At 62.6% G+C, this 25,008-nt stretch carries 24 protein-coding genes and 1 pseudogene; 8 read left to right on the top strand and 17 right to left on the bottom strand.

Features of this window, described 5'->3' with window-relative positions; all coding sequences use genetic code 11:
* Nucleotides 1-407 precede the first annotated feature (407 nt).
* Nucleotides 408-3,110 carry a preprotein translocase subunit SecA gene (secA, locus tag NVV77_RS19680; protein WP_295415788.1) on the top strand — a complete coding sequence of 901 codons (2,703 nt, stop codon included), beginning with the start codon at nucleotides 408-410 and terminating at the stop codon, nucleotides 3,108-3,110.
* A 172-nt stretch (nucleotides 3,111-3,282) separates the two neighbouring features.
* Here secA and NVV77_RS19675 read toward each other — a convergent pair whose 3' ends face one another.
* The 5 genes from NVV77_RS19675 to NVV77_RS19655 all read right to left on the bottom strand — a co-directional run bounded on the left by NVV77_RS19675 (nucleotide 3,283) and on the right by NVV77_RS19655 (nucleotide 8,753).
* The gene (locus tag NVV77_RS19675) at nucleotides 3,283-4,272 is read right to left on the bottom strand and encodes an esterase-like activity of phytase family protein (protein WP_295415786.1); all 990 of its coding nucleotides are present in this window, start codon (nucleotides 4,270-4,272) and stop codon (nucleotides 3,283-3,285) included.
* Nucleotides 4,272-6,158: a cobaltochelatase subunit CobT gene (gene cobT / locus NVV77_RS19670; RefSeq protein WP_295415785.1), complete on the bottom strand. Its 1,887-nt coding sequence runs from the start codon at nucleotides 6,156-6,158 to the stop codon at nucleotides 4,272-4,274. Before cobT ends, NVV77_RS19675 begins: the two co-directional genes overlap by 1 nt.
* A 2-nt stretch (nucleotides 6,159-6,160) precedes the next feature.
* Complete coding sequence (locus NVV77_RS19665) at nucleotides 6,161-6,913, bottom strand: bifunctional 2-polyprenyl-6-hydroxyphenol methylase/3-demethylubiquinol 3-O-methyltransferase UbiG (protein WP_295415784.1); 753 nt, start codon at nucleotides 6,911-6,913, stop codon at nucleotides 6,161-6,163.
* A 122-nt stretch (nucleotides 6,914-7,035) separates the two neighbouring features.
* Entirely contained in the window at nucleotides 7,036-8,019 is a 984-nt protein-coding gene (cobS, locus tag NVV77_RS19660; protein ID WP_295415782.1) for a cobaltochelatase subunit CobS, read from the bottom strand.
* Nucleotides 8,020-8,126: 107 nt separating this feature from the next.
* A complete protein-coding gene (locus tag NVV77_RS19655) occupies nucleotides 8,127-8,753 on the bottom strand; it encodes a J domain-containing protein (protein WP_295415780.1) in 627 nt (208 codons plus the stop codon).
* A 43-nt stretch (nucleotides 8,754-8,796) separates the two neighbouring features.
* Between NVV77_RS19655 and NVV77_RS19650 the strand changes: the two genes are divergently transcribed.
* Nucleotides 8,797-9,060, top strand: coding sequence for a BolA family transcriptional regulator (locus NVV77_RS19650; protein ID WP_295415779.1), 264 nt, complete (start codon nucleotides 8,797-8,799; stop codon nucleotides 9,058-9,060).
* Nucleotides 9,061-9,161: 101 nt separating this feature from the next.
* On the opposite strand, the gene aroB is transcribed toward NVV77_RS19650, so the two are convergent.
* On the bottom strand, nucleotides 9,162-10,274 hold the full coding sequence (gene aroB, locus NVV77_RS19645; protein ID WP_295415777.1) for a 3-dehydroquinate synthase: 1,113 nt from the start codon (nucleotides 10,272-10,274) through the stop codon (nucleotides 9,162-9,164).
* Between the two features lie 11 nt (nucleotides 10,275-10,285).
* Nucleotides 10,286-10,861, bottom strand: a complete 576-nt coding sequence (locus NVV77_RS19640) for a shikimate kinase (RefSeq protein WP_295415776.1) — start codon at nucleotides 10,859-10,861, stop codon at nucleotides 10,286-10,288.
* A 128-nt stretch (nucleotides 10,862-10,989) separates the two neighbouring features.
* Between NVV77_RS19640 and NVV77_RS19635 the strand changes: the two are divergent.
* The 3 genes and pseudogenes from NVV77_RS19635 to NVV77_RS19625 all read left to right on the top strand — a co-directional run.
* Nucleotides 10,990-11,097 (top strand): annotated as a pseudogene (locus tag NVV77_RS19635) (histidine kinase); the annotation flags it as partial.
* Nucleotides 11,098-11,204: 107 nt separating this feature from the next.
* A complete protein-coding gene (locus NVV77_RS19630) occupies nucleotides 11,205-12,110 on the top strand; it encodes a site-specific tyrosine recombinase XerD (protein ID WP_295415774.1) in 906 nt (301 codons plus the stop codon).
* Nucleotides 12,111-12,266: 156 nt separating this feature from the next.
* Nucleotides 12,267-13,220, top strand: a complete 954-nt coding sequence (locus NVV77_RS19625) for an acetyl-CoA carboxylase carboxyltransferase subunit alpha (protein WP_295415772.1) — start codon at nucleotides 12,267-12,269, stop codon at nucleotides 13,218-13,220.
* 75 nt (nucleotides 13,221-13,295) lie between these two features.
* Here the strand turns inward: NVV77_RS19625 and NVV77_RS19620 are convergent, their stop codons facing one another.
* Nucleotides 13,296-13,580 (bottom strand): YciI family protein, encoded by a 285-nt coding sequence (locus NVV77_RS19620; protein ID WP_295415770.1) that lies wholly within the window; start codon nucleotides 13,578-13,580, stop codon nucleotides 13,296-13,298.
* A gap of 136 nt (nucleotides 13,581-13,716) precedes the next feature.
* On the bottom strand, nucleotides 13,717-13,938 hold the full coding sequence (gene rpmE, locus NVV77_RS19615) for a 50S ribosomal protein L31 (protein ID WP_035086754.1): 222 nt from the start codon (nucleotides 13,936-13,938) through the stop codon (nucleotides 13,717-13,719).
* 210 nt (nucleotides 13,939-14,148) lie between these two features.
* On the opposite strand from rpmE, the gene NVV77_RS19610 reads away from it, so the two are divergent.
* A complete protein-coding gene (locus NVV77_RS19610; RefSeq protein WP_295415768.1) occupies nucleotides 14,149-15,966 on the top strand; it encodes an ABC transporter transmembrane domain-containing protein in 1,818 nt (605 codons plus the stop codon).
* Between the two features lie 148 nt (nucleotides 15,967-16,114).
* On the opposite strand, the gene NVV77_RS19605 is transcribed toward NVV77_RS19610, so the two are convergent.
* Together NVV77_RS19605 and NVV77_RS19600 are read right to left on the bottom strand one after the other, a co-directional pair.
* Nucleotides 16,115-17,140, bottom strand: a complete 1,026-nt coding sequence (locus tag NVV77_RS19605; protein ID WP_295415765.1) for a peptidoglycan -binding protein — start codon at nucleotides 17,138-17,140, stop codon at nucleotides 16,115-16,117.
* A gap of 3 nt (nucleotides 17,141-17,143) precedes the next feature.
* Nucleotides 17,144-18,061, bottom strand: coding sequence for a flagellar motor protein MotA (locus NVV77_RS19600; protein ID WP_295415763.1), 918 nt, complete (start codon nucleotides 18,059-18,061; stop codon nucleotides 17,144-17,146).
* A 238-nt stretch (nucleotides 18,062-18,299) separates the two neighbouring features.
* Here NVV77_RS19600 and NVV77_RS19595 point away from each other — a divergent pair, with 238 nt between their 5' ends.
* The gene (locus tag NVV77_RS19595) at nucleotides 18,300-19,040 is read left to right on the top strand and encodes a DUF1868 domain-containing protein (RefSeq protein ID WP_295415761.1); all 741 of its coding nucleotides are present in this window, start codon (nucleotides 18,300-18,302) and stop codon (nucleotides 19,038-19,040) included.
* Here the strand turns inward: NVV77_RS19595 and NVV77_RS19590 are convergent.
* The 4 genes from NVV77_RS19590 to NVV77_RS19575 all read right to left on the bottom strand — a co-directional run bounded on the left by NVV77_RS19590 (nucleotide 19,015) and on the right by NVV77_RS19575 (nucleotide 22,948).
* Complete coding sequence (locus tag NVV77_RS19590; protein WP_295415760.1) at nucleotides 19,015-19,809, bottom strand: inositol monophosphatase family protein; 795 nt, start codon at nucleotides 19,807-19,809, stop codon at nucleotides 19,015-19,017. The two genes, NVV77_RS19595 and NVV77_RS19590, sit on opposite strands and share 26 nt — an antisense overlap.
* Nucleotides 19,810-19,942: 133 nt before the next feature.
* A complete protein-coding gene (locus NVV77_RS19585) occupies nucleotides 19,943-21,139 on the bottom strand; it encodes a tetratricopeptide repeat protein (protein WP_295415758.1) in 1,197 nt (398 codons plus the stop codon).
* Nucleotides 21,136-21,741 (bottom strand): thiamine phosphate synthase, encoded by a 606-nt coding sequence (locus NVV77_RS19580; protein WP_295415755.1) that lies wholly within the window; start codon nucleotides 21,739-21,741, stop codon nucleotides 21,136-21,138. Before NVV77_RS19580 ends, NVV77_RS19585 begins: the two co-directional genes overlap by 4 nt.
* Before the next feature lie 178 nt (nucleotides 21,742-21,919).
* Nucleotides 21,920-22,948, bottom strand: coding sequence for a class I fructose-bisphosphate aldolase (locus tag NVV77_RS19575; protein WP_295415752.1), 1,029 nt, complete (start codon nucleotides 22,946-22,948; stop codon nucleotides 21,920-21,922).
* Nucleotides 22,949-23,154: 206 nt separating this feature from the next.
* Between NVV77_RS19575 and NVV77_RS19570 the strand changes: the two genes are divergently transcribed.
* Nucleotides 23,155-23,985, top strand: a complete 831-nt coding sequence (locus NVV77_RS19570) for an aldo/keto reductase (protein WP_295415751.1) — start codon at nucleotides 23,155-23,157, stop codon at nucleotides 23,983-23,985.
* 136 nt (nucleotides 23,986-24,121) lie between these two features.
* Here NVV77_RS19570 and NVV77_RS19565 read toward each other — a convergent pair whose 3' ends face one another.
* Nucleotides 24,122-24,496: a cell division protein ZapA gene (locus tag NVV77_RS19565; protein WP_295415749.1), complete on the bottom strand. Its 375-nt coding sequence runs from the start codon at nucleotides 24,494-24,496 to the stop codon at nucleotides 24,122-24,124.
* Between the two features lie 3 nt (nucleotides 24,497-24,499).
* Nucleotides 24,500-24,787, bottom strand: coding sequence for a DUF4164 family protein (locus NVV77_RS19560; RefSeq protein ID WP_295415748.1), 288 nt, complete (start codon nucleotides 24,785-24,787; stop codon nucleotides 24,500-24,502).
* Between the last annotated feature and the right edge of the window lie 221 nt (nucleotides 24,788-25,008).

The raw sequence follows: 25,008 nt of genomic DNA, 5'->3' as shown, positions 1-25,008 counted from the left end.
GCCGGGCATGATCAAACGGGGCGGCGGGCCCGGAAAGTGCCGTGCCTCACACAATAAGGGGGCCAAATTGTGCCGGTTTCAGGCATGTTTCGGTGGGCCCAGGGGAAGGCCTCATTCGCCGTGGGCTGATGGTGTCGCCCATTTCGCCAACATTGACAAGACACCCCCTCACTCTTACATCTCAGCCGCTTTTTCAAAGCGTGGAGCATGGTTGCCGCACGGGCCCTTGTCCTCCACGGATCAATCCACACGGGGAGCCAAAAGGGTTCCCTAGAAGTTGTGACGAGGCGAGATGGGCCGCTGGCGCCCCAGCGTTTTCGAAAGTGGTCAACACTTCTTCTTGAAAACGCTTTAGTGCAAGCCGCCCGCCCCTTTCGCCACGCCACTGAATTTGAAGGATGACACGAATGGCTCTAGCTGCGCTCGCCCGGCGGATTTTCGGATCGCCGTCGGATCGGCAGGTCAAGCGCTACCAGGGCAAGGTCGCCGCGATCAATGCGCTGGAGCCAGAACTGGCCAAGCTCACCGACGACGAGCTCAAGGCCCGCACCGTTGAATTCAGGGCTCAGCTCGAACAGGGCGCCAAGATCGATGACCTGATCGTGCCGGCTTTTGCGACGGTGCGTGAAGCGTCCAAGCGTGTCCTTGGCATGCGCCACTTCGACGTGCAGCTCATCGGCGGCATGGTGCTCAATGACCGCGCCATCGCCGAAATGCGCACCGGTGAAGGCAAGACGCTGGTTGCGACCCTCGCCGTCTATCTCAATGCGCTCGCCGGCAAAGGCGTGCACGTCGTGACCGTCAACGACTACCTCGCCCGCCGCGACGCCGGCTGGATGGGGCAGATCTACAATTTCCTCGGTCTTTCCACCGGCATCATCGTGCATGGCCTGACCGACCAGCAGCGTCGCGACTCCTATGCTGCTGATATCACCTACGGCACGAACAACGAATTCGGCTTCGACTATCTGCGCGACAATATGAAGTATTCGCGCGCCCAGATGGTGCAGCGCGGCCACTCCTTCGCCATCGTCGATGAAGTCGACTCCATTCTTGTCGACGAAGCGCGCACGCCGCTGATCATTTCGGGCCCCTCCGAAGATCGCTCCGAGCTTTACATCAAGATCAATTCGCTGATGCCGATCATCGGCGAGGGCGATTTCGAACTCGACGAAAAGCATCGCGCTGCCACCTTTACCGACCAGGGCGTGGAAAAGCTCGAGGCGGCGCTGGCCGAAGCGGGGCTGCTCAAGGGCGATTCCATGTATGACGTGGAAAACGTCGCGCTGGTGCACCACGCCAATTCTGCGCTGCGCGCCCACAAGCTGTTCCGCAAGGACAAGGACTACATCACCCGCGATACGCCGGAAGGCGGCGAGGTGGTTATCATCGACGAATTCTCCGGCCGCATGATGCCGGGCCGCCGTTATTCGGAAGGCCTGCACCAGGCGCTGGAGGCCAAGGAAGGCGTCAAGATTCAGTCTGAAAACCAGACGCTGGCTTCCATTACCTTCCAGAACTATTTCCGCCTCTACGAGAAGCTTGCCGGCATGACCGGTACGGCGGCGACGGAAGCGGAAGAATTCGCCGACATCTATAGCCTCGGCGTTGTCACCATCCCGACCAACCTGCCGGTGCAGCGTATCGACGAAGACGATGCGATCTACCGCACGGCAGCCGAAAAGTTCGACGCCATCGCCGAACTGATCAAGGAATGCCAGGAGCGCGGCCAGCCGGTGCTCGTGGGTACGACCTCGATCGAAAAATCGGAAATGCTGGCCGATATTCTTCGCAAGAAGAATGTGGGGCAGATGAACGTGCTCAACGCTCGTCACCACGAGCAGGAAGCCTTCATCGTTGCCGATGCGGGCCTGCCGGGCGCGATCACCATTGCGACCAATATGGCTGGTCGCGGTACCGACATTCAGCTCGGCGGCAACCTTGAAATGCGCATCGAGCGCGAGGCCAAGGAACTCGAGGGCGACGCCCGCGAAGCCAAGATCGCCGAGATCAAGGCCAAGATCGCCGACGAGAAGAAGAAGGCGCTGGCTGCCGGCGGCCTGATGGTGATCGGCACCGAACGCCACGAAAGCCGCCGCATCGACAACCAGCTGCGCGGCCGTTCCGGCCGTCAGGGCGACCCCGGCCACTCGAAGTTCTACCTGTCGCTGCAGGACGACCTGATGCGCATCTTCCCGGTGGATTCGATGGATTCCATGCTGGGCAAGCTCGGTCTCGAGCAGGGCGAAAGCATCACCCATCCTTGGGTGACCAAGGCTATCGAACGCGCCCAGGGCAAGGTCGAGTCGCGCAACTTCGACATCCGCAAGAACATCCTCAAATACGACGATGTGATGAACGATCAGCGCAAGGTGATCTTCGAACAGCGTCTCGAATTCATGGATGAAGAGGATGTCAGCGAGACCATCGCCGAGATGCGTCACGACGTGGTCGACAATATTGTCACCAAGGCCATTCCGCCGCGCTCTTACCCCGAACAGTGGAAGACCGAGCAGCTCGAAGCTGCTGCCAAGACCTATCTCAATGTCGAAGCGCCAGTGGGCGAATGGGCCAAGGAAGAGGGCATCGACGCCGAGACCGTCGAGAACCGTATCCGCGCGGCCGCCGATGGCGTTGTCGAGGCCAAGTCGGACAAGTATGGCGCGATCATGCGGCAGGTGGAAAAGTCCATCCTGCTCCAGTCGATTGACGGGCTCTGGCGCGAACACCTCGTCATGCTCGACCACCTCTCCAAGGTTGTCGGCTGGCGCGGCATCGCCCAGCGCGATCCGCTGACCGAGTACAAGCAGGAAGCCTATGAGCTGTTCCAGGCACTGCTCGGCAATCTGCGCGAGCTTGTCACCACGCAGATGAGCCATATCGAAATCCAGATGCGCCCGCCCGAGCCGACCCCGGCGATCGATCCGGCGCTGCTGGCCACCACTCACATCGACCCGACAACGGGCGAGAATGATGCGGTGGGCGACGATTCAGACGTCGGCGCGCTGGCTCCGCTCGATCCGAAGCTGCTGGTGGGCCTGTCGCGCAACGCGCCTTGCCCCTGCGGTTCGGGCAAGAAGGTCAAGCACTGCCACGGCGCGTTTGTCTGATCTTTTTGGGTTTTTTGGAATTTGGGGCTCCGGAGATTTCCGGGGCCCTTTTTTGTTTCCAGTGGCCTACCCGTCGTCGTCACCACCGGGCTTGTCCCGGTGGTCCCATGCGGAGGCGAGATGGATTGCCGGGGACAAGCCCGGCAATGACGATCGAGGGGCGCGCTGCTGGTTATTCCGCCAGAGCAAATTCCAGCAGCAGGTGCCGCTGCCAGTCGTTGAAATTGTTGTCCGAGCCCATGAAAATGCGGGTCTCGCCGCCCGGGGTCGTGTGCACCATGATCGACTCCATATTGTCGATCTCGGCGCCTTCGGCAGACAGCAAAAGTTCGCCCTGCATGAGATTGCCGGGGCGCACCTCCGCAGCGGGAACGCGGCGCAGGTTCATGACGAAGCTGAAGAGGGCGACGCCGCGCTCGAGCACCAGCAGGTCGCCATTGGGCAGGAAGGCGCAGTCGGTGGGGTTGACCACGGGCGAATTGACATAGGCCACCGGGCCCTTGTCGTTCTGCCCCAGAAAGTGGCCGCGGTGATTGCCGTTTTCGTCGAGGGACTCTTCGGTGAGCAGCAGGGTCGAGCCGGCGATGGGCGAGGCCGGTGGGGCGATGCAGATGGCTTCGAGCGACTTGTTGGAACGCAAATCCGTCAGCCAGTCGGGAATGGTGATCTCGCGCGCCGGGCCGCCCGGGCGGCCGTCGGTGATGGCGAAGTCGGCGACGCGGGTGAGGTTCTCAAAACTCACACGGACGGCGACCGGCACGCCGTCGCGAAGCACCGTGTCCATGCCCTCGGCATCCCGCGCATATTGGCGGGGCAGAGGGGCACCCTTGGAATTCTGGATGGGGTCCATGGTGACCCCGATCAGGCTCAGCAGGCGATCATCCTGGTCATAGGCGAGCTTGCCCGAGACAAACTGCCCGCGGTCGGTGACGAAGGCGATGTTCTGGTCGGGGCCGGTCACGGTGACGCTGGAAAGGCCGCCGAACATGTCGTCCTGCGATTGCAGGGTCAGGCCGCCGCGAAAGATCAGTTTCCCCACGGGCTCATCGAGGCCGACGCCCTTGAAGCGCGAGACCTGGGCCGACGTCACGGTGACGTCGACCGCCAGAGCTGGCTGGGCCAATAGCGCAAGGCAGGCTATCGGGGCCCAGCGCCGGGACATCAGCGACCGCGCCGCCTTGCGGGGCCGGGCATTTCTTCGTCGAAGAGCGCCGCGAGTTCGTCGGTGAGGGCGCCGGCCAGTTCTTCAGCGTCGAGGAGGGTCACCGCGCGGCGATAGTAGCGCGTCACATCGTGGCCGATGCCGACAGCGACGAGCTGGATCGGCGACCGGGTTTCGATGTCCTCGATGACCTGACGAAGATGGGCTTCGAGATAATTGCCGGCGTTCACCGACTGGGTGCTGTCATCGACCGGCGCGCCGTCCGAGATCACCATCAAGATGCGGCGCTGTTCGGGACGCGACATCAGGCGCTTGCGCGCCCATTCGAGGGCTTCGCCGTCGATGTTTTCCTTGAGGAGGCCCTCGCGCATCATCAGGCCCAGATTACGCCGTGCATGGCGCCACGGCTCGTCGGCGGCCTTGTAGATGATGTGGCGCACGTCGTTGACGCGGCCGGGATTGGCCGGGCGATTGGCTTCGAGCCAGGCTTCTCTGGACTTGCCGCCCTTCCAGGCGCGCGTCGTAAAACCAAGGATCTCGACCTTCACGCCGCAACGTTCCAGCGTGCGGGCGAGGATATCGCCGCAGATCGCCGCGATGGTGATCGGGCGGCCGCGCATGGAGCCGGAATTGTCGATCAGCAGCGTCACGATCGTGTCGCGGAAATCGGTGTCGTTCTCGACCTTGAAGCTCAGGGCCTGCATGGGGTCGGTCACGACGCGGGTGAGGCGTGCGGTATCGAGGAGGCCTTCTTCGAGGTCGAACTGCCAGGAGCGGTTTTGCTTGGCCATCAGGCGGCGCTGCAGCTTGTTGGCGAGGCGCGCCACGGCACCGGCGAGGTTCTCGAGCTGCTTGTCCAAGAGGCCGCGCAACTGGTCCAGTTCGTCGGGCGGGCAGAGTTCGGCCGCCTTCACCACTTCGTCGAACTTGGTGGTGAAGACCTTGTACTGGAACTGATTGGACAGACGCTCGCCGCCGTCCTTTGCCGGAGGCGGCATGGGCGCGTCTTCGCCGGCTTCGGATTCGGCATCGTCGTCGACATCGGCCATGTCGGCTTCCATGCCTTCGACGTCGCCGGTTTCTTCGCTTTCGCCGGACTGCTGGTCTTCTTCCGATTCAGCCTGCTCGTTCTCGCCTTCGCCCTGTTCGGGCGACTGGTCGGAGCCCTGGGCCTGTTCGGGCTGGCTGTCGTTGGCATCGTCCTCGTCCGACGCGTCCGGATCTTCCATGTCGCTTTCGGCGATGAGGTTCAGGTCGCGCAGCACGGCCCTGACGGCCTTGGAGAAATCTTCCTGGTTCTCATAGGTCGAAAGCAGCTTGTCGATGGACGTGGACGCTTTGGCTTCCACCTCCTTGCGCCAGAGATCGACCAGCGCATGGCCCGAGGGCGGCACGGGGACGCCGGCGAGCTTTTCGCGCAGCATCAGGCCCAGCGCTTCGGCGAGCGGGGCCTCGTTCTTGTCGTCGACTTCGGCGAAATTGGCGCGGAAGAGCCGGTCTTCCAGCATTTCGTGGATGTTTCCGGACATGCCCGGCATGCGAATGACGCCGAGGCTCTCGACACGGGCCTGTTCCAGCGCGTCGAAGGCGGCGCGGGCCTGCGGGTCCATGGGCGAGCGCTTGCGGTGCGTATCGGGGTCGTGGCTCGCAAGCCGCATGGCCATGGCATCGCCCTGGCCACGGGCAATGGCGATGTCGCGCTTGGTGGGCAGGCGCGGCAGGTTGGCGAGGCGGGCCTTGTCCGAAGTCAGCAGTGGCCGGTCAGCCGTGAAGGTGACTTCCAGTTCTGCCTTGGCACCAATGGCGCGCACCGTGGCGCCCATGGCCGATTTGAAGGCCTGGGTCTGGTCGGGCTTGTTGGGCTTGCTGCGCGGGGGCTGTGCCATGGTCAGGTCCGGTGGGTATCGGGCGCCAGATGCGCCGCCAATAGGAGTAATTGTGGACGGGTCTTCTCGTCCACCAGGGCGGGATTGGCGGCGATCCGCTCATCCGTTGCCGTCCATTCGTCGATCGCCTGCAGCATGAGCCCATGGCGATGCATGGTCATGATCAGGGTCGAGAGTTTTCGATGGTATTTTACGATGCCCTCGGTGATCCAGTTCGACCGGCGCGGGCCTTCCACGCCATAATCGTAGAAGGCGAAAACGCGGGTGCCGTCGGGCTCGGTGCGGAAATCGGGTTCGGCGCGGGCGGCCCAGATCGGGTGCTCGGTGGTGATGACGAGATCGCCGCCCTTGGGGCCAAGGGCGCGGGTGACCATGGCGCAGAAGCGGTCGAAATCGGCGAGGTAGTGAATGGCGAGTGCGGAATAGACGAGATCGAAGGCGCCAGCCTCCGGCTCGTAGGTTTCGAGATCGGCCTGCTCATAGGTGATCGGCATGTCGCCGGAGCGCTCGCGCGCCGTCGTGAGCATGTTTGCCGAGAGATCGACGCCATGAACGCGGGCCGCGCCCTGCTCGACGGCATAGCGCGGGAAGGCGCCAAAACCGCAGCCGAGGTCCAACACGTTGAGGCCCTTGAGCGGGGGAAGCATCGCCGCCACATCACGCCATTCGGGCGCGCCTGCAAGGCCCAGCCGCGAGCGGGAAATTTGGCTGTAGCCTTCGAAGAAGGCCGCATCATCATAGATGTTCTGGGCCATGGCTGTTCTCTCGTTGCGGCCGGGCCGCCCCTAACGGTGTCATTCCCGCGCAAGCGGGAATCCCTGTTTTGGTATCCGAATGGGGATTCCCGCTTGCGCGGGAATGACCCGGTGGATGTTGATCAGGCCGTGACCGCCAGGTTGGCCGAGGATTCGGGCAGATCTTCGCCGAACACGCGCTGATAGAACTCGGCAACCACGGGGCGTTCGAGTTCGTCGCACTTGTTGAGGAAGGTCAGGCGGAAGGAGAAGCCGACATCGCCACCAAAGATCTGGGCGTTTTCAGCCCAGGTGATGACCGAGCGCGGCGACATGACGGTCGACAGATCGCCATTGATGAAGGCCGAACGGGTCAGGTCCGCAAGGCGCACCATGTTGGAGACCAGCTTCTTGCCCTTGTCGGTGTCGGAATAGGCTTTGTTCTTGGCCAGAACAATACCGACTTCCTTGTCGTGCGGCAGGTAGTTGAGCGTCGTGACGAGGCTCCAGCGGTCCATCTGGCCCTGGTTGATCTGCTGCGTGCCGTGATAGAGGCCCGACGTGTCACCCAGACCAATGGTGTTGGTGGTCGAGAACAGGCGGAAGGCCGGGTGGGGCACGATAACGCGGTTCTGGTCGAGCAGGGTCAGGCGGCCCGACTGTTCCAAAACGCGCTGGATCACGAACATCACGTCCGGGCGGCCGGCGTCGTATTCGTCGAAGACGAGGGCGATATTGTTTTGCACGGCCCAGGGCAGGATGCCGTCGCGGAATTCGGTGATCTGCTTGCCGTCCTTGAGGACGATGGCGTCCTTGCCGACGAGGTCGATACGCGACACGTGGCTATCGAGATTGACGCGGACCAGCGGCCAGTTGAGGCGCGCCGCGACCTGCTCGATATGGGTCGACTTGCCGGTACCGTGATAGCCTTGGACCATGACGCGGCGGTTATAGGCAAAGCCGGCCAGAATCGCGAGCGTGGTGTTGCGGTCGAACAGATAATCCGGATCGATCGGCGGTACGTGGTCGGTACGCTCTTTGTAGCCCTTGACCACCATATCGGTATCGATGCCGAAAAGCTCGCGGGCCTTGTAATCGGTGTCGGGCAGATTGGTGAACTCGGTCATGGCAAGGGCTCGTGGATCAAGAGATTTTCTTTTGGCGGGAGGCGCATTGGCCCGTGGCTCTATAGCAGCATTGCTGACGTGCTGGTAGCCAAACTGTCACGGAACAACTAGCGGGCGACGAAGCCCATTTTCTTGAGGTGCGAATAGGCCGCAATGATGGTGCGGAGCTTTTCTTCCGAGGAGCGATCGCCGCCGTTGACGTCTGGATGGTGGATTTTTACCAGGTTCTTGTAAGCCGCTTTGATGTCGTCGGATTTGGCGTGGCCGGAAAAGCCCAGGGACTCGAAAGCACGCCGATCGTTCTCGTTGAGCGGCTTTACGCGCTCGGCGGCGGGGCGCTGGGCCTGGCGGTGCCGATAGCGGGCAAAGACGCCAAAGGGGTCGCCATATTTGTCGCCGGGGCGGGTGCTGGCCGTTCGGCCGGCAGCGCGTGCATTTTGCGGATTGCCGGTCGCAAAGCTCGAGCGCGACTCCGCCTTGGGCGGGGTCGTCAGGGCTTCGTCCAGTTCTTCCTGGCTCATGCCGGCGAAGAAATTGAAGGCCTTGTTATAGTGGCGAACGTGCTCGAGGCAGAAATGGTGATACTGCCCCTCGCTGCGCGGCCCTTTGGGCGCGCGGTATTCGCCGGCCTCTTCGCAGCCTTCCCATTCGCAGGAAAATTCGGCCGGCTCGGGCTTTTCTTCCCGGCGCGGTCGGATGCGGATTGAATCGAAAAGCTTGGATTGCTGTTTCATAGCACCTAGTTAAGTCTTCAAATCTTCAAGCGGAGCCCGCCCCATGTCCGTCAGGGACACAATGATAGCAAAGCTCACCGAGCGGTTCTCGCCTCTCCATCTCGAGGTGATCGACGAATCGAACAAGCATCGAGGCCATGCCGGATGGCGCGAAGGGGGCGAGACCCATTTCCGAGTCAGAATCGCGACCCGCGATTTTGACGGCTTGAGCCGCGTGGCGCAACACCGCGCGGTATTCGAAACGCTGGACGCGGAACTGAAAGACCGTGTCCATGCGCTCAATATCGAGGTTTTGCCGGTCGGCTGAGCCTATCCAAGCACTCCGTGTCATATCAGCGAAGCGGGAATCTCCGTTTCCAAACAGGGATTCCCGCGTTCGCGGGAATGACACCGTGGATGGGATATGTCTTAGCCACGCATCTCGTCCAAAAATGCCGAAACCTTGGCGGGGTCGACATTTTTTTCGATGAAGGCCTGGCCGATGCCGCGGGTGAGAATAAAAGTCAGCGCGCCGCGCGAGACTTTTTTGTCCTGCGCTATGGCGGCCATCAGGGTTTCGGTGGAGCCCAAAGTTCCGGGGATGTCAGCCAATGTGGTGGGCAGCCCCGATTTTCGCAAGTGGGCTGAGATGCGGCCAGAATCCTGGCCCGGCGCGAGACCGAGGCGGTTGGAAAAAGTGTGGGCGAGGACCATGCCGATAGCAACGCCTTCGCCATGCAGCAGCCGGTCGGAATAGTCGGTGTCCTTTTCGAGCGCATGCCCAAAAGTGTGGCCGAGATTGAGCAGGGCCCGAACGCCGATTTCCTTTTCGTCCTCGATGACGACGCGCGCCTTGTGAGCGCAGCACCTGGCGATGGCTTCGCCACGGGCCGGGCCGCCGGCAAAGATTTCGGCGTGATTGGCCTCTAACCATTCGAAGAAATCGGGATCGTCGATCAGGCCATATTTGACCACTTCGGCGTAACCGGCGGCGAACTGGCGGGCGGGCAGGGTGTCGAGGGCCGAAATGTCGGCCAGCACCAGTTTTGGCTGGTGGAAGGCGCCGACGAGGTTCTTGCCGTGCGGTGAATTGATGCCGGTTTTACCGCCGACCGAGGAATCCACCTGAGCAAGGAGCGAAGTCGGGATCTGCACGAAATCCATGCCGCGCCGGGTGATCGAGGCGGCAAAGCCGGCGAGGTCGCCGATGACGCCGCCGCCGAGCGCGATGACAAGGTCATTGCGTTCGAGCTTTGCGGCGAGGAGCCCCTCTACCACCGTCTGCAGGTGTTCCCAGCTCTTGGTACTTTCGCCCGAGGGCAGGGTGATGGTCGAAAAGGTCAGCCCGGAAAATTCGAGGCTGGCGACGAGGCGCGGCAATTGGGCCTTGGCGACGTCGGTATCGGTGACAATGCCGAAGCGGCGGCCGGGGAATTTTTCAGCCAGGATCGCGCCGGCATCGTCGATCAGATTGGGGCCGATGAGGATGTCATAGGCGCGCTCGCCCAAGGCGACGTGCACTGTGTGGGAAATGTCGGCCATGGTGAAAACTTTCAGCGCAGGTGGTGCAGAAGGGCGGAGATGACGTCGGCGGCCACGCTGTCCTGCGGCACGTCGCGGCTCAAAACCGTAATGTCGGCCTCGGCATAGATGGGATAGCGGTCCGCGATCAGCTTTTCGAGCGTGCCCTTGGGATCGGCGGTCTTGAGCAGCGGCCGATTGGAGCGGCGCGAGACGCGTTCGAAGAGCACATCGAGATCGGCCTTGAGCCAGACCGAGATGGCGCCCGATTTCACCAGAGCGCGGGTTTCGGGGTTGACGAAGGCGCCGCCGCCGGTAGCCAGCACGATATCGTCTTCCTTCAGGAGCCGGGAAATGACGCGCATCTCGCCGGCGCGGAATTCGGGTTCGCCGCGCTGCGCAAAGATTTCCGGAATGGTCATCTGCGCGGCTTTTTCGATTTCCTCGTCGCTATCGAGAAAGCGCCGGCCCAGGCGTGCGGCGAGGCGACGGCCGACCGTGGTCTTGCCCGCGCCCATCATGCCCACGAGGATGAGCGGCCTGCCGCCCAGCCGCTCGATGAGGGCCTTGGCGCGCGCCGATCGCGCGGGACTATCCGTTTTGCTCAAGAAAGCGCCCTCCGAACTTAAGGCCGGTTGAAGCGATACGGCCCAAAGCTGTCAAGCGCAACGCGATTTTGCCTACCGGATGGAAACCTTTCTGTGGCAAAGTTTGATGCGAAAACGCCGGAAAGCTCATGCCGACTCTCTTTCGCCTGCTGATCACCATCCTGTTCCTGGCTGGCCTCGTCTATGCGGGGATGTTTGCGCTCGTCTCCTTCGTCGAGCCCAATCCCAAGGACGTGGTGCGCAATATCCCGACGCGCGAGCTTTTGGGTGAAACGGCGCCGACCCGACCGGTGGGCATGCCGACGCCCAATGTGACCAGCACGCCGGCCGCGACACCGGGCCAATGAGCCACCTCGTCGGGGCCTTCCTCGAAATGATGAGCGCCGAGCGGGGCGCCGCGGCCAATACAATTGCCGCCTATCGGCGTGATCTTACAAGCTATGCCGGCTTTGTTGCGGGCAAGAAGCAGACCTTGCTCGACTGTCCGCGCGAGACGGTGAACGCCTATCTCGATGGGCTCAAGGCGGAGGGGCTTTCGGCCTCTTCAAGCGCGCGGCACCTCTCGGCCATTCGGCAATTTCATAAGTTCCTTTGTGCCGACGGGATGCGGGGCGATGATCCAACGCGGATTGTCGCCAGCCCCAAGACGCGGCGGCCACTGCCAAAAGTGCTGTCGGTGGCCGAGGTCGACAAGCTGCTGAAGCTGGCGGAAGAGGAGGCCAATGCGGAAGCAATTCCGGCAAGGCAGGAAGCAGCCTTGCGGCTCTATTGCCTTCTGGAAATGCTCTACGCGACCGGATTGCGCGTTTCCGAGCTTGTGGCGCTCAAGCGTTCCGCGGTTATGCGCGAATCCAGCTTCATCACCGTAGTCGGCAAGGGCAACAAGGACCGAGTCGTTCCCATGAATGATAGGGCGCGCGATGCAGTGCGGGCATGGGCCAAGATGCTCCCAAAGGATGCTACCTGGCTCTTTCCGGCCAAGGGCGAAAGTGGTCACCTGGCACGGCAGGTTTTTGCGCGGGACTTGAAAGCGCTGGCCGGGCGGGCGGGGATTTCTTCGGCCCGCGTCGCGCCGCACGTCTTGCGCCATGCCTTTGCGAGCCACCTCCTCGCGGGTGGCGCAGACCTGCGTGTCGTGCAGATGCTGCTCGGACATGCCGATATTTCGACTACGCAGATTTATACCCATGTGCTGGATGAAAAATTGCGCAATCTGGTGGAAACGCACCATCCGCTGGCCGGTGGATAGGGTCGAGCCTGTGGGAACGGGGGGAAATCCCATGCATTTCCTTTCCGAAACTTGACTCGGCATTGAACCATCGCCACTTTCCGGCCACTTTAGGGCGCAAGAGCCGTGGCCTAGAACAATCCGGGTCCATAACAACGACCCTTACTGGCGGGTGGGATGCTGTCTTATCTCGATTTTGAAAAGCCGGTCGCCGATCTCGAAGCAAAGATCGCCGAACTCAAATCCCTCGCCGCGACCGATCAGGCCGTGTCCATCGACGAGGAAGTGAACCGGCTGTCTGCCCGCGCCGACGAGGCGCTGGTGGAAATCTACAAAAAGCTCACACCCTGGCAGAAGACCCAGGTGGCGCGCCATCCGCAGCGTCCGCATTTTTCCGATTATGTGTCGACGCTGATCACCGAATGGACGCCGCTGGCCGGCGACCGCAAATTCGGCGAGGACGCAGCGCTGCAGGCCGGCTTCGGCCGTTTCAACGGGTTGCCCGTGGCCATTCTCGGCCAGGAAAAGGGCAATTCAACCGAGACGCGCCTGAAACACAATTTCGGCATGGCCAATCCCGAAGGCTATCGCAAGGCCGTCCGCATCATGGACATGGCTGACCGCTTCAACATTCCGGTGATTTCCTTTGTCGATACGGCCGGTGCCTATCCCGGCATTGGCGCGGAAGAGCGCGGCCAGGCGGAGGCCATTGCCCGTTCGACCGAAAAGGGCCTTGAGCTCGGCGTGCCCAACATCGCCATCATCATCGGTGAAGGTGGTTCGGGCGGCGCTATCGCCATTGCCACGGCCAATCGCGTGCTGATGCTCGAAAACGCCATCTATTCGGTGATTTCGCCCGAAGCCGGCGCTTCGATCCTCTTCCGCGACGCCGCCAAGGCGCAGGATATGGCAACAGCCCAGAAGATCACGGCGCAGGACCTGCTCTCGTTCAAGGTGATCGACGGCATCATTCCCGAACCGACCGGCGGCGCGCATCGCCACCATGGTCAGGTGATGGATTCGACCCGCGTCGCCATTTCCGACTTCTTGGCTGAGTTCGCCGGAAAATCGCGCCTGGAAACGCGCGAACATCGCCGCGAGAAGTTCTTGGCGATCGGTACCAACATCTAGGCCGAACCTTTTCGACCGACGAGATCAGAACGCGGCCTCTTCCTTGGGGCCGCGTTTTTTGTGCGTGGCGTGGCGCTAGTTCGCCAAGGCTTCCAATCCCGGCGCCGTGCGGCTGAACAGCGCTTCCGTCACCTCATATTTGGCGACGCCGCTCGTCACGAACGGGTCCTGGGCCAGATAGGCCTCGATCTCTTCGCGATTGCCCTTGGCGAGGATGATGCCGCCCGTGCGCGGGTTCTTGCGGCCCGAGGCAAGGAACCAGCCGCGCTCATAGCCCTCGGCCACCCACTTCATATGCGCCTCGATATGGGGCTCGACCGCTTCGATCGGGGCCAGATAGGTCACGTTGAGGACAAACATGTGCAAAACACTCAACCAACAAAAAACCCGGCGCGAGGCCGGGCTTTTCAGAATTCTGTCGCCAGAAACGCTTTGGGTTCCAGCTGGTCGCGCTTTCGAACCGGAAAAGTGGTGCCCACTTTTCCTGAAAGCACTCTTAGAGGCCGAGGCCCTTGAAGCGTTCCTTGAAGCGGCTGACGCGGCCACCGCGGTCCATCAGCTGGCCCGTGCCGCCGGTCCAGGCGGGATGGGTCTTGGGATCGATGTCGAGCTGCAGCGTGTCGCCTTCCTTGCCATAGGTGGAACGGGTGACATAGCTGGTGCCATCGGTCATGACGACGTTGATGGTGTGGTAGTCGGGATGAATATCGGCCTTCATGGTCTTCGCCTCAAATCAAACGGGCGCCGTGGCGCCCGGAGAGCTGGAAACTTGTTGTTGGCGGCTTCTTACATAATGGAACCCCAATAGGCAAGGGCGGGGGAGCGGCAATTTTACCCGTTTCCCGGCTGTTGCTCCCGCTAAGAGGGGAGCCTATATCCAACCGGCCGTCTAGAGGCGGCTTTGCGCAATCGGAATGCGGCCCCCAATATGACCGATCAAGCCGCCCCGGCGGAAAACACCACCGAAAAGGTGATCTCCGCCGCCAAGCTCCAGACGAAGCGGCTCTCGCCCCTGCGCCAGCTGCTGCCCTTTGTGCTCGCCTATCCGGTGCGATTGACCCTCACGGTCCTGTTTCTTCTCACCTCGGCCATCACCTCGCTCGCCATCCCCGCCATGCTGGGCGGTGTCGTCGATCAGGGTTTTGTCGCGCAGAACCTCGACAAGGTGAGCCAATATGGCCTCATCATCATCGTCATTGCGGCGGTCATGGCGGTGGCGAGCGGCGCCCGGTTTTATTTCATATCGGTCATTGGCGAACGCGTCGTCGCCGACCTGCGCAAGGCGGCCTTTTCCCATCTTCTGACACTCGACCAGCGCTACTTCGACTCCAATCGCGTTGGCGAGCTGACCAGCCGCCTCAATGCGGATACGGCCATCATTCGCGGCGCCGTGGGCTCGAGTTTTTCGCTCTTCCTGCGTTCGATGGTCACGATCATCGGCGCGCTGATCATGATGGTGTTGACCAGCCCGGTCCTGACCCTGGTGGTCGTCGTCGCGGCGCCCGCGATCCTCATCCCGGTGGTGGGCTATTCTCGCCGCCTGCGCGGCATGTCCCACAAGACCCAGGACGCACTGGCCGACCTGTCCGCCATGGCAACCGAAATGCTGGGCGCCACTCGCACCGTCAAGGCCTTTACCCAGGAACAGGTGCAGGCCGGCATTTATGAGGGGCGCAGCGAGGAAAGCTACCGCGCAGAAGTTCGCCGTCTCGGTGCCCGGTCCGTTCTTGTCTCGCTGGTCATTTTCCTCGGCACCTGTGCGTTGGTGGGCCTCGTCTGGTGGGGCGCCCGAGCCGTTTTTGAGGGCTCGGTGACCGCCGGGCAGCTGGCCCAGTTCATGGTCTACGCCCTCATGGCCTCCGGCGCCCTGACCAATGTCTCGGAAGTTCTTGGTGCCCTGCAGACGGTCGCCGGCTCGACCGAGCGGTTGACGGAAATTCTTTCGACCGAAGCGTCGATCGAAGATCCGGAAAATCCGGTGGACCTGCCCGTTCCTTCACTCGGAACAGTGGCCTTCGATCACGTTGCCTTCAGCTATGATCCCGGCCAGCCCGGCCGCGTGCTCGACGATGTGAGTTTTTCCGTTGCCAAGGGCGAGACCGTGGCGCTTGTCGGTCCCTCGGGCTCGGGCAAGTCGACGACGCTGTCGCTGCTGCAGCGCTTTTATGACGTCACTGGCGGCACCATCCGTGTCGATGGCGTCGATATTCGCCATGCGCGTCTGGCCGATCTGCGCCAGCGCTTTGCCTATGTCGAGCAGGAGCCGACGATCTTTGCCGGCTCGATCGCTGAAAACATCCGCTTCGGCAAGCCCGGCGCAACCGATGCAGAAGTGGAAGCAGCGGCGCGTGCGGCGCTGGTACATGACTTCGTGGTCGATCTGCCCGCAGGTTACGACACCATTGTGGGCGAACGCGGCGTCATGCTCTCGGGCGGCCAGAAACAGCGCCTCGCCATTGCCCGGGCCATTCTCAAGAACGCACCGATCCTGCTGCTCGACGAGGCGACTTCAGCGCTTGACGCGCAGAGCGAGCGGCTGGTGCAGCTGGCGCTCGAACACCTGATGCAGGGACGGACGACCCTTGTCATCGCCCATCGCCTCGCCACCATCCGCGATGCCAACAAGATCCTCGTACTCGAAGCGGGACGGATCATCGACCAGGGCACGCATCAGGAGCTGGTGGCCAAGGGCGGACGATACGCGGAACTGGCCAAGTTGCAGTTCCGCGGGGATGTTTCGCACTAGAGAGGCTCCCGACACACGATGTCATTCCTGCGAAAGCGGGAATCTCTCTGCGTCCGCCGAAGCTGATCCGGGGTCTCGCAAGGCTCGACCCGTGATTGGCTCAAATCGCTCCACTGGAGCGATTTGACGGCGCGGGCGCCGTCGCCAATCACCCTTCAGTCAGCTTAAACTCGATCCGTCGATTGCGCCGGAACGCTTCTTCCGTATCGCCTGGATCGAGCGGGGCAAATTCGCCGAACCCTGCCGCGACGAGACGGGCTGGGGCCACGCCCTTGCTGACGAGATATTGCGCCACCGAAATGGCGCGCGCCGCAGACAGCTCCCAGTTGGATGGGAAGCGGGCGTTGGAAATCGGGCGGCTATCCGTGTGGCCATCGATACGCAGCACCCAATTGATATCGGGCGGGATTTCCGTTTCGAGCTGCAGGATGGCGTCGGCCAGGGCGTCGAGTTGTGGTGTGCCTTCGGTGGCAATATCGGCCTGACCGGGGTCGAACAGCACTTCGGATTGGAAGACGAAGCGGTCCCCCACGATGCGGACATCGGCGCGGCCTTCGAGGATTTCGCGCAGGCGGCCGAAGAAGTCGGAGCGGTAGCGCGACAGGTCCTGTACGCGTTGGGCCAGAGCCAGGTTGAGGCGACGGCCGAGATCGGCGATCTGGGTGCGCGATTCCGTATCGCGGGTTTCCGAGGCTTCGAGCGCCGATTCCAATGCGGCGATCTGGGTGCGGAGGGCCGCGAGCTGCTGGTTGAGCAGCGCCACCTGCGCATTGGCCTCGTCGGAGAGCTTTTCGGAGTTCAGCAGGTCTTCCTGCAGGCCCGCAATGGTGTCGTCGCGATCGCCAAGCCCGGCACCGATGCCCGAGAGTTGGCTGGTCAGGCTCTGGTTCTGCGCGTCAGCGGTCGCCAGCGTTGCCGTCAGCGTCGCCAATTGTGCGGTGAGATCGTCGGAATTGGCGCGCTCGAGTTGCAGCAGCTCGGTCAGTTCGGCGATCTGGCTATTGAGCCGCGACAGTGCCGTGTCCCGCCCCTGGATTTCCTGCCCCAGAAAGAACTGGGTGAGCATGAAGAGGCTCAGGAGGAAGATGATGACGAGCAGCAGGCTTGAGAGGGCATCGACGAAGCCCGGCCAGTAATTGGCCTCTACCCTGCGGCGTGAGCGGCTCGATGCCATGGCCTAGTCCCGGCGCTCGGAATTGTCGGTCTCGTTGAGCATGGCCTCGATGAGGTCGCGCAGCTTTCTATTGGTCTCGCCCTGTTCGGTAATATAGGCGCGCAGGTCTTCCTGTTCGGTACGGATATGCTTGACCAGCCCATCGATGCCGCGCGCCAGTTCGGCCATGGCGCGGATGGCGTTCTGCGAGGAATTCTGGCTCTGCATGCTGGCGCCGATGCTGTCGATCATGGCCTGCATGTCCGGGCCGCCGGCATTGGCCTGCATGGCGCTGACCGGATGATCGAGCTCGGTCATGGAGGTCATCCAGTCTTCGAGATCGGTATAGAAGGCGTTCTGCGCCTGGCTCGTCTGCAGGTCGAGAAAACCCAGGATCAGCGAACCGGCGAGGCCGAAGAGCGAGGACGAAAAGGCGGTGCCCATGCCGGCGAGCGGGGCGGCGAGGCCTTCCTTGAGATTGGTAAAGAGCGAGGCGCTGTCAGCCGAGGTCACGTCGAGCGCGTTGATGACGCCGGCAACTGACCCCACGGTTTCCAAAAGGCCGTAAAAGGTCCCCATGAGGCCGAGGAAGACCAGAAGGCCCGTCAGGTAGCGCGAGGTGTCCTTGGCTTCATCGAGGCGATTGCCCACCGAATCGAGAATGGAACGCATGGAGGTGGGCGTAATGACCGCCTCGCCAATGCGTTCGCGCAGAAGACCGGCGACGGGGGCCAATAGTACCGGCGGGCGTACCTGGGCCGAATTGCCGTCCTGGAGCGAGTTGACCCATTTCACCTCGGGAAAGAGGCGGAACAGCTGCCGGAAACTGAGGAAGATGCCGATGAAGAGGGCGAAGAAGATCATCGAGTTGATGAACGGGTTGGCCCAGAAAAAGGTCACGATATTGGTGAACAGGATCGCCGCCACGAGGGCGATCAGCACCAGAAAAAATGACGATCTTGACGAGGTAAACGGTGGGACTGGCGAGGTGATAGGGATCGTAACCTTGCGTCATCGTGCCTGACCTTTGCCCCGCGCACAGCAAATCAACTGCGCGAAGAGTAGAGGCGGCAGAATGGCGTGACAATGGAAAAGGTTAACGTTTCTGACGCTGGGCTGTCATGCCGGGTTCGTCTTGGCCCGCTAAGCCGGGGGCAATTCAGCCCGCCGGAGCCCCGCCTTGTCCATCAGCCCCGAAAAGCTCGCCCTTCACTTCGGTCTTTCCAGCAATGCGGATGCGCCAAGCCATCTCGGCACCCGCTATGACGAGGCCGGCACATTCCTCTCCGATCCGGGCAATACGGTGGTTTGTCACCTCCAGCCCGAGACCGCGACCGAAGAGGCCCTTCTCGATGCGCGGCAGCGTTATCTGGGCATGGCCGATGCCCAAAACCTGGCATTCACCGCGCCGCAGAGCCTCCATATGACGCTCTTCCAGGGTGTGCTGGGCCGTCGTCGTGCCGCGCCCTATTGGCCGGAAAACCTGCCGCTCGATACTCCGGTGCCGGATGTCACCGCGCTATTGTTGCAGCGTCTCGAAGGCTTTGCCGAAGGACCCGATTTTGCCGTGGAACTGGTGCAGGCCGTGCCAACGGGGCTGATCGTCGAAGGGGCGAGGGAAACCGACCGCAAGGCGATGGCCGAATGGCGGAACCGGTTTGCCGATCTCTTCGGCTACCGCCATCCCGATCACGAGCGCTACCAGTTCCACATCACCTTTGCCTATCCGATCCGCTGGATCGCGGACGAGCGGCTGCCGGCCTGGGCGATGATGCTTGACGAGGTCACCGAAGACATCAGGGCGCGGGCCCCGGTGCTCGAATTGCGGGCGCCGGCCTTTTGTGTCTTCGAGGATATGAACTTCTTCGACGAGCTCTTGGTGCTCGACCAGAAGGTTACTGAACCGAACGAAGCTGCTTGAAGAGGGCCCCGTGCAGGGTCTCGTTGCCGGCGACGATCTGGCCGTTCCAGACCGAACCGGGCTGGCCGGCATAGTCGGTGACGAGGCCGCCGGCTTCCTTGACCATCAGCAGGCCCGGGGCCACGTCCCAGGGCTTCAAACCAGCTTCCCAGAGCGCATCGAAGCGGCCGGAGGCGAGCCAGGCCATGTCGACGGCGATCGAGCCCGAGCGGCGAATGCCGGCAACGGCAGGATTGATATGGCTCAGCTGGCGAAGCTGCAGGCCGTCATTGGAGGTGCCCTGGGTCTTGATGCCGGTGGCAACCACGGCGTCGGACAGATGGCGGCGTTCGGCGACGCGCAGGCGCTTGCGGTCGGCGAGCCAGGCGCCGCCGCCCTTTTCGGCGGTGTAGAGTTCGTCCATCACCGGATTGTAGATGACCGAGGCGACGATATCGTCGCCGCGCTGCAGCGCGATGGCCACGGCAAAGAGCGGAATGGAGTGGAGGAAATTGGTGGTGCCGTCGAGCGGGTCGACGATCCAGGTGTGCTGGCCGTCGGTGCCGGCGACTTCGCCGCCCTCTTCCATGAGGAAAGCGTAAGTCGGGCGGGCCTTGCGCAATTCGTCAAAGACGATCTGCTCGGCGCGAAGGTCGGCCTTCGACACGAAATCGGCCGGGCCCTTGCGGGACACCTGCAGGTTTTCGACTTCGTTGAAATCGCGCGACAGGGACTTGCCGGCCTTGATGGCGGCGTTGACCATGACGGTGAGAAGGGCGGAACGCGCCATTGTTTGCTCGCTTGGCTTAAGCGGTTCATGCAGCGCCGCCGGGATTTTGTCCCGACGCGGCGCAAGTGGGGCCGGTGCCCTGCCGCTTCAATTGAAAGTTTGGCGGGCTTCTTGCCTCAGAACTTGGCTGGGTTCAAGGGTCTTGCGCCGGTTCGGTGGTGGCCGGCTCAGTCGGTTCCGTCTCCGGGGCGGGGGTAACGGGCGCCGGAGCGGGTGGTTTGGCATTGGTCACGCCATTGGGCAGCACCACACGGCTCGGGGCATTTTCCATGTCGGTCGGCGCCGGCAGGGGCGGGCCATAGACCTTCGGCGTCGTCGGAATCTCGGCGATGGTCTCGATGCTGGGCGGGGTCGAGGGCCAGAAGCGGGCGCGTTCTTCGGCCCGCGCCAAGGCGTCAGCGGGGATGGAGACCAGTAACCGGTCGAGCGAGGGGTCGGAAAGGCCCTGGCGCCGCGCCAGCGCCCGCCACATCGCCGCCGTTTCGAGGTCGAGCGCCGTACCTTCGCCAACCGCCACGAGTTTTGCCAGGCGGTTCTGCGCTACGGGATTGCCGCCCTGGGCGGCCTCCTCATACCAGCGGGCGGCCGCTTCGATATCGCGTTCTATGCCCTGGCCCAGATAGAGCAGGGTCGCATAGTCGATCTGGGCGGCGATCAGGTCCTGCTCGGCGGCAAGGCCGATATAGCGGGCGCCTTCGACCGCGTCCGGGGCGACACCGGCGCCTTCGATGAGCATCGAGCCATAGTCATACTGGGCTTCGGGCAGATCGGCATCGGCCGCTTCCTTCATCAGCGCAGCGGCCGTGGTCAGGCTCGGATCGGCATAGATGCCTTCTACGTGGAGCAAAGCCAGGTTGTATTTGGCGGGTGCATAGCCCTTGTCGGCAGCCTCGCGGAACAGTTCGGCCGCGCGGCTGCGATCCTCCGTCACGCCCGAGCCGTCCTGATAGAGCATGCCCAGCTCAAAGATCGCCAGCCTGTCGCCGTTCTTGGCGGCAAGCTGATACCAGCCGGCAGCGCGCTCGGCATTCTGGGCGACCCCGAGGCCCTTTGAATAGATTTCGGCGATCAGGGTCTGGGCCGCGGCATCGCCCTGTTCGGCGCGGGGCAGAGCGAGCTCGAGCGCGGTCAGAAAATAGCCGCGCTGGAAGGCGCCAAAGGCGTAGTCGGCTGGATCAGCCGAGCCGAAAATGGCGTTGGAAATGGATTGGGCTTCGTCGGTCTGCGCCTGCGACTGGGTCTGCCCCTGGGGCGGTACCTCGGCCTGGGCCAGGGCCGCAGCGGGCAGGGCGGCGAGGGTGAGCGCCAGCAGCGGCGCGCGCCAGTTCATGCTTTGGCCTGCTGCGCTGTAGCAAAGGCCGCCAGCGAAGCCGCCGGGTCGCCCTTTGCCCAGACACAATCGGAGAGTGCGAGAAACTCGGCGCCGGTCTCGTCGGCGGCATCAGGCGCGGCGGCCGGATTGGAATGGACGGCCGGCACTTCAAACGTCTCGGCCCACCATTGCGCGAGTTCTGCCGCCTGCGGATCGACGGCGCCGCCGAGCGGGCCAAACATCACATAGTCGACATCGAGTTCGCCAAAGCTCATGGCATCGTGGCGGGACCGCACATTGCCGGCCCCGACAATGCCGTCGGGCTTCAGGGCTTCGGTGGCAGCGCGAATGGCCTTGGCGCCGCCTGACGTGACATGCACGCCATCGGCGCCGATCGACTGGGCCAGGGCAACATCGTCCTCGACCAGCACCGCGGCGCCGGCCGCCTGGCCGATCTGCACCAGTTGCTCGGCCAGCTCTGCATAGGCGGCATCAGCGAGCGCGCCGCGGCGCACGAGGAGGGCGGCGACTTCAGGCCCGGTCAGGACGCCCATCAGCTGGCGCGGAAACTGCGCAAGGTCCGGATCGGCGGGCGTGATGAGGTAAAGCTGAGGAGCCATGAATTTCCCGGAGAAGACGCTGCGTGTCCGTAAAATGCCATTTTGGCAAGAAAGGGACCGGCCTCCAATAGGGTATGGGGCAAGGGGTGGCAATGTGAGCCACCAAAAGCCCAAAAGAAAAGGCGCGCTCCGGGAGAAGAGCGCGCCAGTCGTGACGTTGGGACGTCAGAGAGGAAACTTAAGCGGCCCGGTCGAGCTCGTTGGTCCATTCGCCGAGGGCGGCGAGCGAGTTCATGTGAGCCCGGTGGGTGAAGGCGGCCTGTGCGGCCGGGAAGTTCTCGCGGCGACCGGCCCAGGTGCGCAGGGCCACGTTCTGCAGGGCCCGACCATAGGAGAAGGTCATCGGCCAGGGCTTGAACGGAATGCGGTTCATGGCCGAGAGATGCCCTGTCGCTTCTTCGTCGGTCTGACCGCCGGACAGGAAGGCAATACCCGGCACGGCCGCCGGCACGTGTTCCTTGAGGACTTCCACCGTGCGCTTGGCCACTTCTTCCACCGAAGGCCGATCGCGGGAATTGACGCCGGGGAGCACCATGTTTGGCTTGAGCAGCATGCCCGAGAGATCGACGCCGGCAAGGCGGAGTTCCTTGAAGACGTTTTCCAAGACTTCGCCGGTCACCTGGGCGCAGCGTTCGAGCGAGTGATTGCCCGGATCGCCGTCGCCGACAACCTCGGGCTCGACCACCGGCACGATGCCGGCTTCCTGGCAGAGGATGGCATAGCGTGCCAGCGCATGGGCATTGGCACGGATATTGTTGCGGGTCGGAGCCACGTCATTGATGGTGATCACGGCACGCCACTTGGCAAAGCCGGCACCGAGTTCGGCATAGCGCGTCAGGCGCTGGCGCAGGCCATCGAGGCCCTCGGTGATCTTTTCACCGCTATCGCCGGGCATGGGGAAGGCGCCGCGGTCGACCTTGATGCCGGGAATGGTGTCGACATCGGCGAGAATGGCGCGGAACGGGGTGCCGTCGGCGGCCGATTGTTCCAGCGTCTCTTCGGTCAGGATGACGCCGGAGATATAGTTGCGCATCGCGTCGGTGGAGCGGAACAGCATCTCGCGATAGTCGCGGCGCAGGTCGAGCGAATTGGGCAGGTTGATCTTGGCGAAGCGCTTGGCAATCGTGCCTTCGGATTCGTCAGCGGCAAGAATGCCCTGGCCTTGCGTCATCAGCTTCTGAGCGATGGCATTGAGCGACTTGGTCATCGTATTTCTGGCGCCTTGCTGTCGGAATGTGATGGCCAGAGATTAGACTTTCGTTTTTGCGAGTTCGATTAGACCTTGGGTTATCAGACGAAAGGATGATCTTGTATGGTAGATTTTTTGGAACTTGGCAGGGCGGCGCGTTCATCGTAAAACGACGATCAAGTTGAGTCCTTCAGCCTAAACTTCCCACAGCATTGGATGAAAAGATGAGCACGCAACCGCACGTGACCTTCCATGATGGCCGTTCCATTCCGCAGGTCGGGCTCGGCGTCTGGCAGACACCCAATGACGTCGCCGTCACCGCCGTCGATGCCGCGTTGAAAGCGGGCTATCGCCATATCGACACCGCTGCCGTTTATCAGAACGAAGAGGGCGTGGGGCAGGGGATCGTCAAGTCGGGCGTCGCCCGCGGCGACATCTTCCTCACCACCAAGGTGTGGAACGACGACCAGGGGTTTGATCAGACGCTGCACGCCATGGATGCGAGCCTGAAGCGCTTGGGCACCGACTATGTCGACCTCTACCTCATCCACTGGCCTTCGGCCTATCGCGGCAAATATGTGGAAACCTGGAAGGCGCTGATCCGCCTTCAGGAAGAGGGCAAGGCCCGCTCCATCGGTGTCTCGAATTTTGAGGGCACCTATATCGACGACCTCGTCGACGCCACCGGCGTGCTGCCCGTCATCAATCAGGTGCAGCTCCATCCGCGCTTCCAGCAGCGCAAGCTGCGCGCCGCCTATGAGCCGAAAAAGATCATCACCGAAAGCTGGAGCCCGCTCGGCCAAGGCAAGATGCTCGACAATCCGGTGATCGCGGGCATCGCCCAGCGCCACGGCAAGAGCCCGGCCCAGGTCATCATTCGCTGGCACATTGAGGAGGGCCTCGTGGTCATTCCAAAGTCGGTGACCCCGAGCCGCATCGTCGAAAATTTTGATGTTTTTGATTTCTCGCTGAGCGCCGAAGACAAGGCCGCGATCAACGGGCTCGATGCTGCCGATGGGCGCATTGGCTCGGACCCGGTGACGGCGCAGTTCTGAGTTCTTCTATCCACACTCTCGATGCGACACCCTCCCCTTGACGGGGAGGGTTGGGGAGGGGTTTCACGAACAAAGCTCTCGCACCCCCTCCCAAAGGGGGAGGTGCCAAGCCGGTGATTGGGAATGTCTCGGGGGCTCAGCCCTGCAGCGTCGCCGTCTCGTCCAGCACGCCGGCGATCGACTCGATCACCTTGCTCGCTTCGTCGAGTTTCCCGGCAAATGCTTTCTCGGTCGCTTCCAGCTCATCGGCAATCTGATGCCCGGCCTGAGTCAGGTTCTCGACTTCGGCTTCAAGCGCCGCGATTTTCCGATTGGCCTCGGTCAATTCATCAAGCACTGCAATCCCCGCCATCACCGTCAGCCGGTTGTCGCCGATTTCGCCCACGGCGCCCTTGAGCCCTTCGACCTGGGCGTTAAAGCGCTCGGCCAAGGCGATGAGGTGGCCCTGCTGGCCCTCCTCGCAGGCCATGCGATATTTGCGTCCGTTGATTTCGACATTGACCTCGGGCATCGGCTACTCCGTCTTGGCCAGAACAGAACGCACGGTTTCCATGGCCTCAACAAGGCGGCGGGAAACTTCGTGGGCGCTGTCGTCGAGACGTTTTGCGCGGGCCGAGGTCTTGTCGAGCTCCGTCGCGAGCCGGGCGCGCTCCTGCACCAGGCGCTGCGTATCGACCTCGATGCGCTTCAGCCGCTGCAGGCGGCCGGTCATATCCTGAAGACTCTGGTCGAGCCGAGCCATGGCGCCGTCGAACCGCTTTGCCGCTGCGGCGAGGCCATCTTCATGCTGTCCGTCACTCATTGGCCGCAACTACCCCTAACGCAACGTCGATTCAAGCCGATCGACCCTGCCCCAAGCCCGGCCCCATTGCAATCACAGACCGGCAAATCACAAGCAAAACTGGACGCCTCGGGCTTTTGGCGACATTGACAGGCAAGACGAACCTGTTATGCCTCAACCCGCCTTTGGGAGGAGTGCCATCAGGCCTCTCGTCCCCTTTTTCCTTGCCTTCCTCAGCATCA

It is taken from the genome of Devosia sp. (assembly GCF_024707125.1).
Classification (GTDB): Bacteria; Pseudomonadota; Alphaproteobacteria; order Rhizobiales; family Devosiaceae; genus Devosia.
The sequence above is the reverse complement of the archived record's forward strand: the minus strand, read 5'-3'. Positions and strand labels throughout refer to the sequence as shown.

Bases quoted from the DNA above. Each gene is read 5' to 3' on its own strand.
- secA (WP_295415788.1), top strand. From the start codon at position 408: ATGGCTCTAGCTGCGCTCGCCCGGCGGATTTTCGGATCGCCGTCGGAT.
- NVV77_RS19675 (WP_295415786.1), bottom strand. From the start codon at position 4,272: ATGTCCCGGCGCTGGGCCCCGATAGCCTGCCTTGCGCTATTGGCCCAG.
- cobT (WP_295415785.1), bottom strand. From the start codon at position 6,158: ATGGCACAGCCCCCGCGCAGCAAGCCCAACAAGCCCGACCAGACCCAG.
- NVV77_RS19665 (WP_295415784.1), bottom strand. From the start codon at position 6,913: ATGGCCCAGAACATCTATGATGATGCGGCCTTCTTCGAAGGCTACAGC.
- cobS (WP_295415782.1), bottom strand. From the start codon at position 8,019: ATGACCGAGTTCACCAATCTGCCCGACACCGATTACAAGGCCCGCGAG.
- NVV77_RS19655 (WP_295415780.1), bottom strand. From the start codon at position 8,753: ATGAAACAGCAATCCAAGCTTTTCGATTCAATCCGCATCCGACCGCGC.
- NVV77_RS19650 (WP_295415779.1), top strand. From the start codon at position 8,797: ATGTCCGTCAGGGACACAATGATAGCAAAGCTCACCGAGCGGTTCTCG.
- aroB (WP_295415777.1), bottom strand. From the start codon at position 10,274: ATGGCCGACATTTCCCACACAGTGCACGTCGCCTTGGGCGAGCGCGCC.
- NVV77_RS19630 (WP_295415774.1), top strand. From the start codon at position 11,205: ATGAGCCACCTCGTCGGGGCCTTCCTCGAAATGATGAGCGCCGAGCGG.
- NVV77_RS19625 (WP_295415772.1), top strand. From the start codon at position 12,267: ATGCTGTCTTATCTCGATTTTGAAAAGCCGGTCGCCGATCTCGAAGCA.
- NVV77_RS19620 (WP_295415770.1), bottom strand. From the start codon at position 13,580: ATGTTTGTCCTCAACGTGACCTATCTGGCCCCGATCGAAGCGGTCGAG.
- rpmE (WP_035086754.1), bottom strand. From the start codon at position 13,938: ATGAAGGCCGATATTCATCCCGACTACCACACCATCAACGTCGTCATG.
- NVV77_RS19610 (WP_295415768.1), top strand. From the start codon at position 14,149: ATGACCGATCAAGCCGCCCCGGCGGAAAACACCACCGAAAAGGTGATC.
- NVV77_RS19605 (WP_295415765.1), bottom strand. From the start codon at position 17,140: ATGGCATCGAGCCGCTCACGCCGCAGGGTAGAGGCCAATTACTGGCCG.
- NVV77_RS19590 (WP_295415760.1), bottom strand. From the start codon at position 19,809: ATGGCGCGTTCCGCCCTTCTCACCGTCATGGTCAACGCCGCCATCAAG.
- NVV77_RS19585 (WP_295415758.1), bottom strand. From the start codon at position 21,139: ATGAACTGGCGCGCGCCGCTGCTGGCGCTCACCCTCGCCGCCCTGCCC.
- NVV77_RS19580 (WP_295415755.1), bottom strand. From the start codon at position 21,741: ATGGCTCCTCAGCTTTACCTCATCACGCCCGCCGATCCGGACCTTGCG.
- NVV77_RS19575 (WP_295415752.1), bottom strand. From the start codon at position 22,948: ATGACCAAGTCGCTCAATGCCATCGCTCAGAAGCTGATGACGCAAGGC.
- NVV77_RS19570 (WP_295415751.1), top strand. From the start codon at position 23,155: ATGAGCACGCAACCGCACGTGACCTTCCATGATGGCCGTTCCATTCCG.
- NVV77_RS19565 (WP_295415749.1), bottom strand. From the start codon at position 24,496: ATGCCCGAGGTCAATGTCGAAATCAACGGACGCAAATATCGCATGGCC.
- NVV77_RS19560 (WP_295415748.1), bottom strand. From the start codon at position 24,787: ATGAGTGACGGACAGCATGAAGATGGCCTCGCCGCAGCGGCAAAGCGG.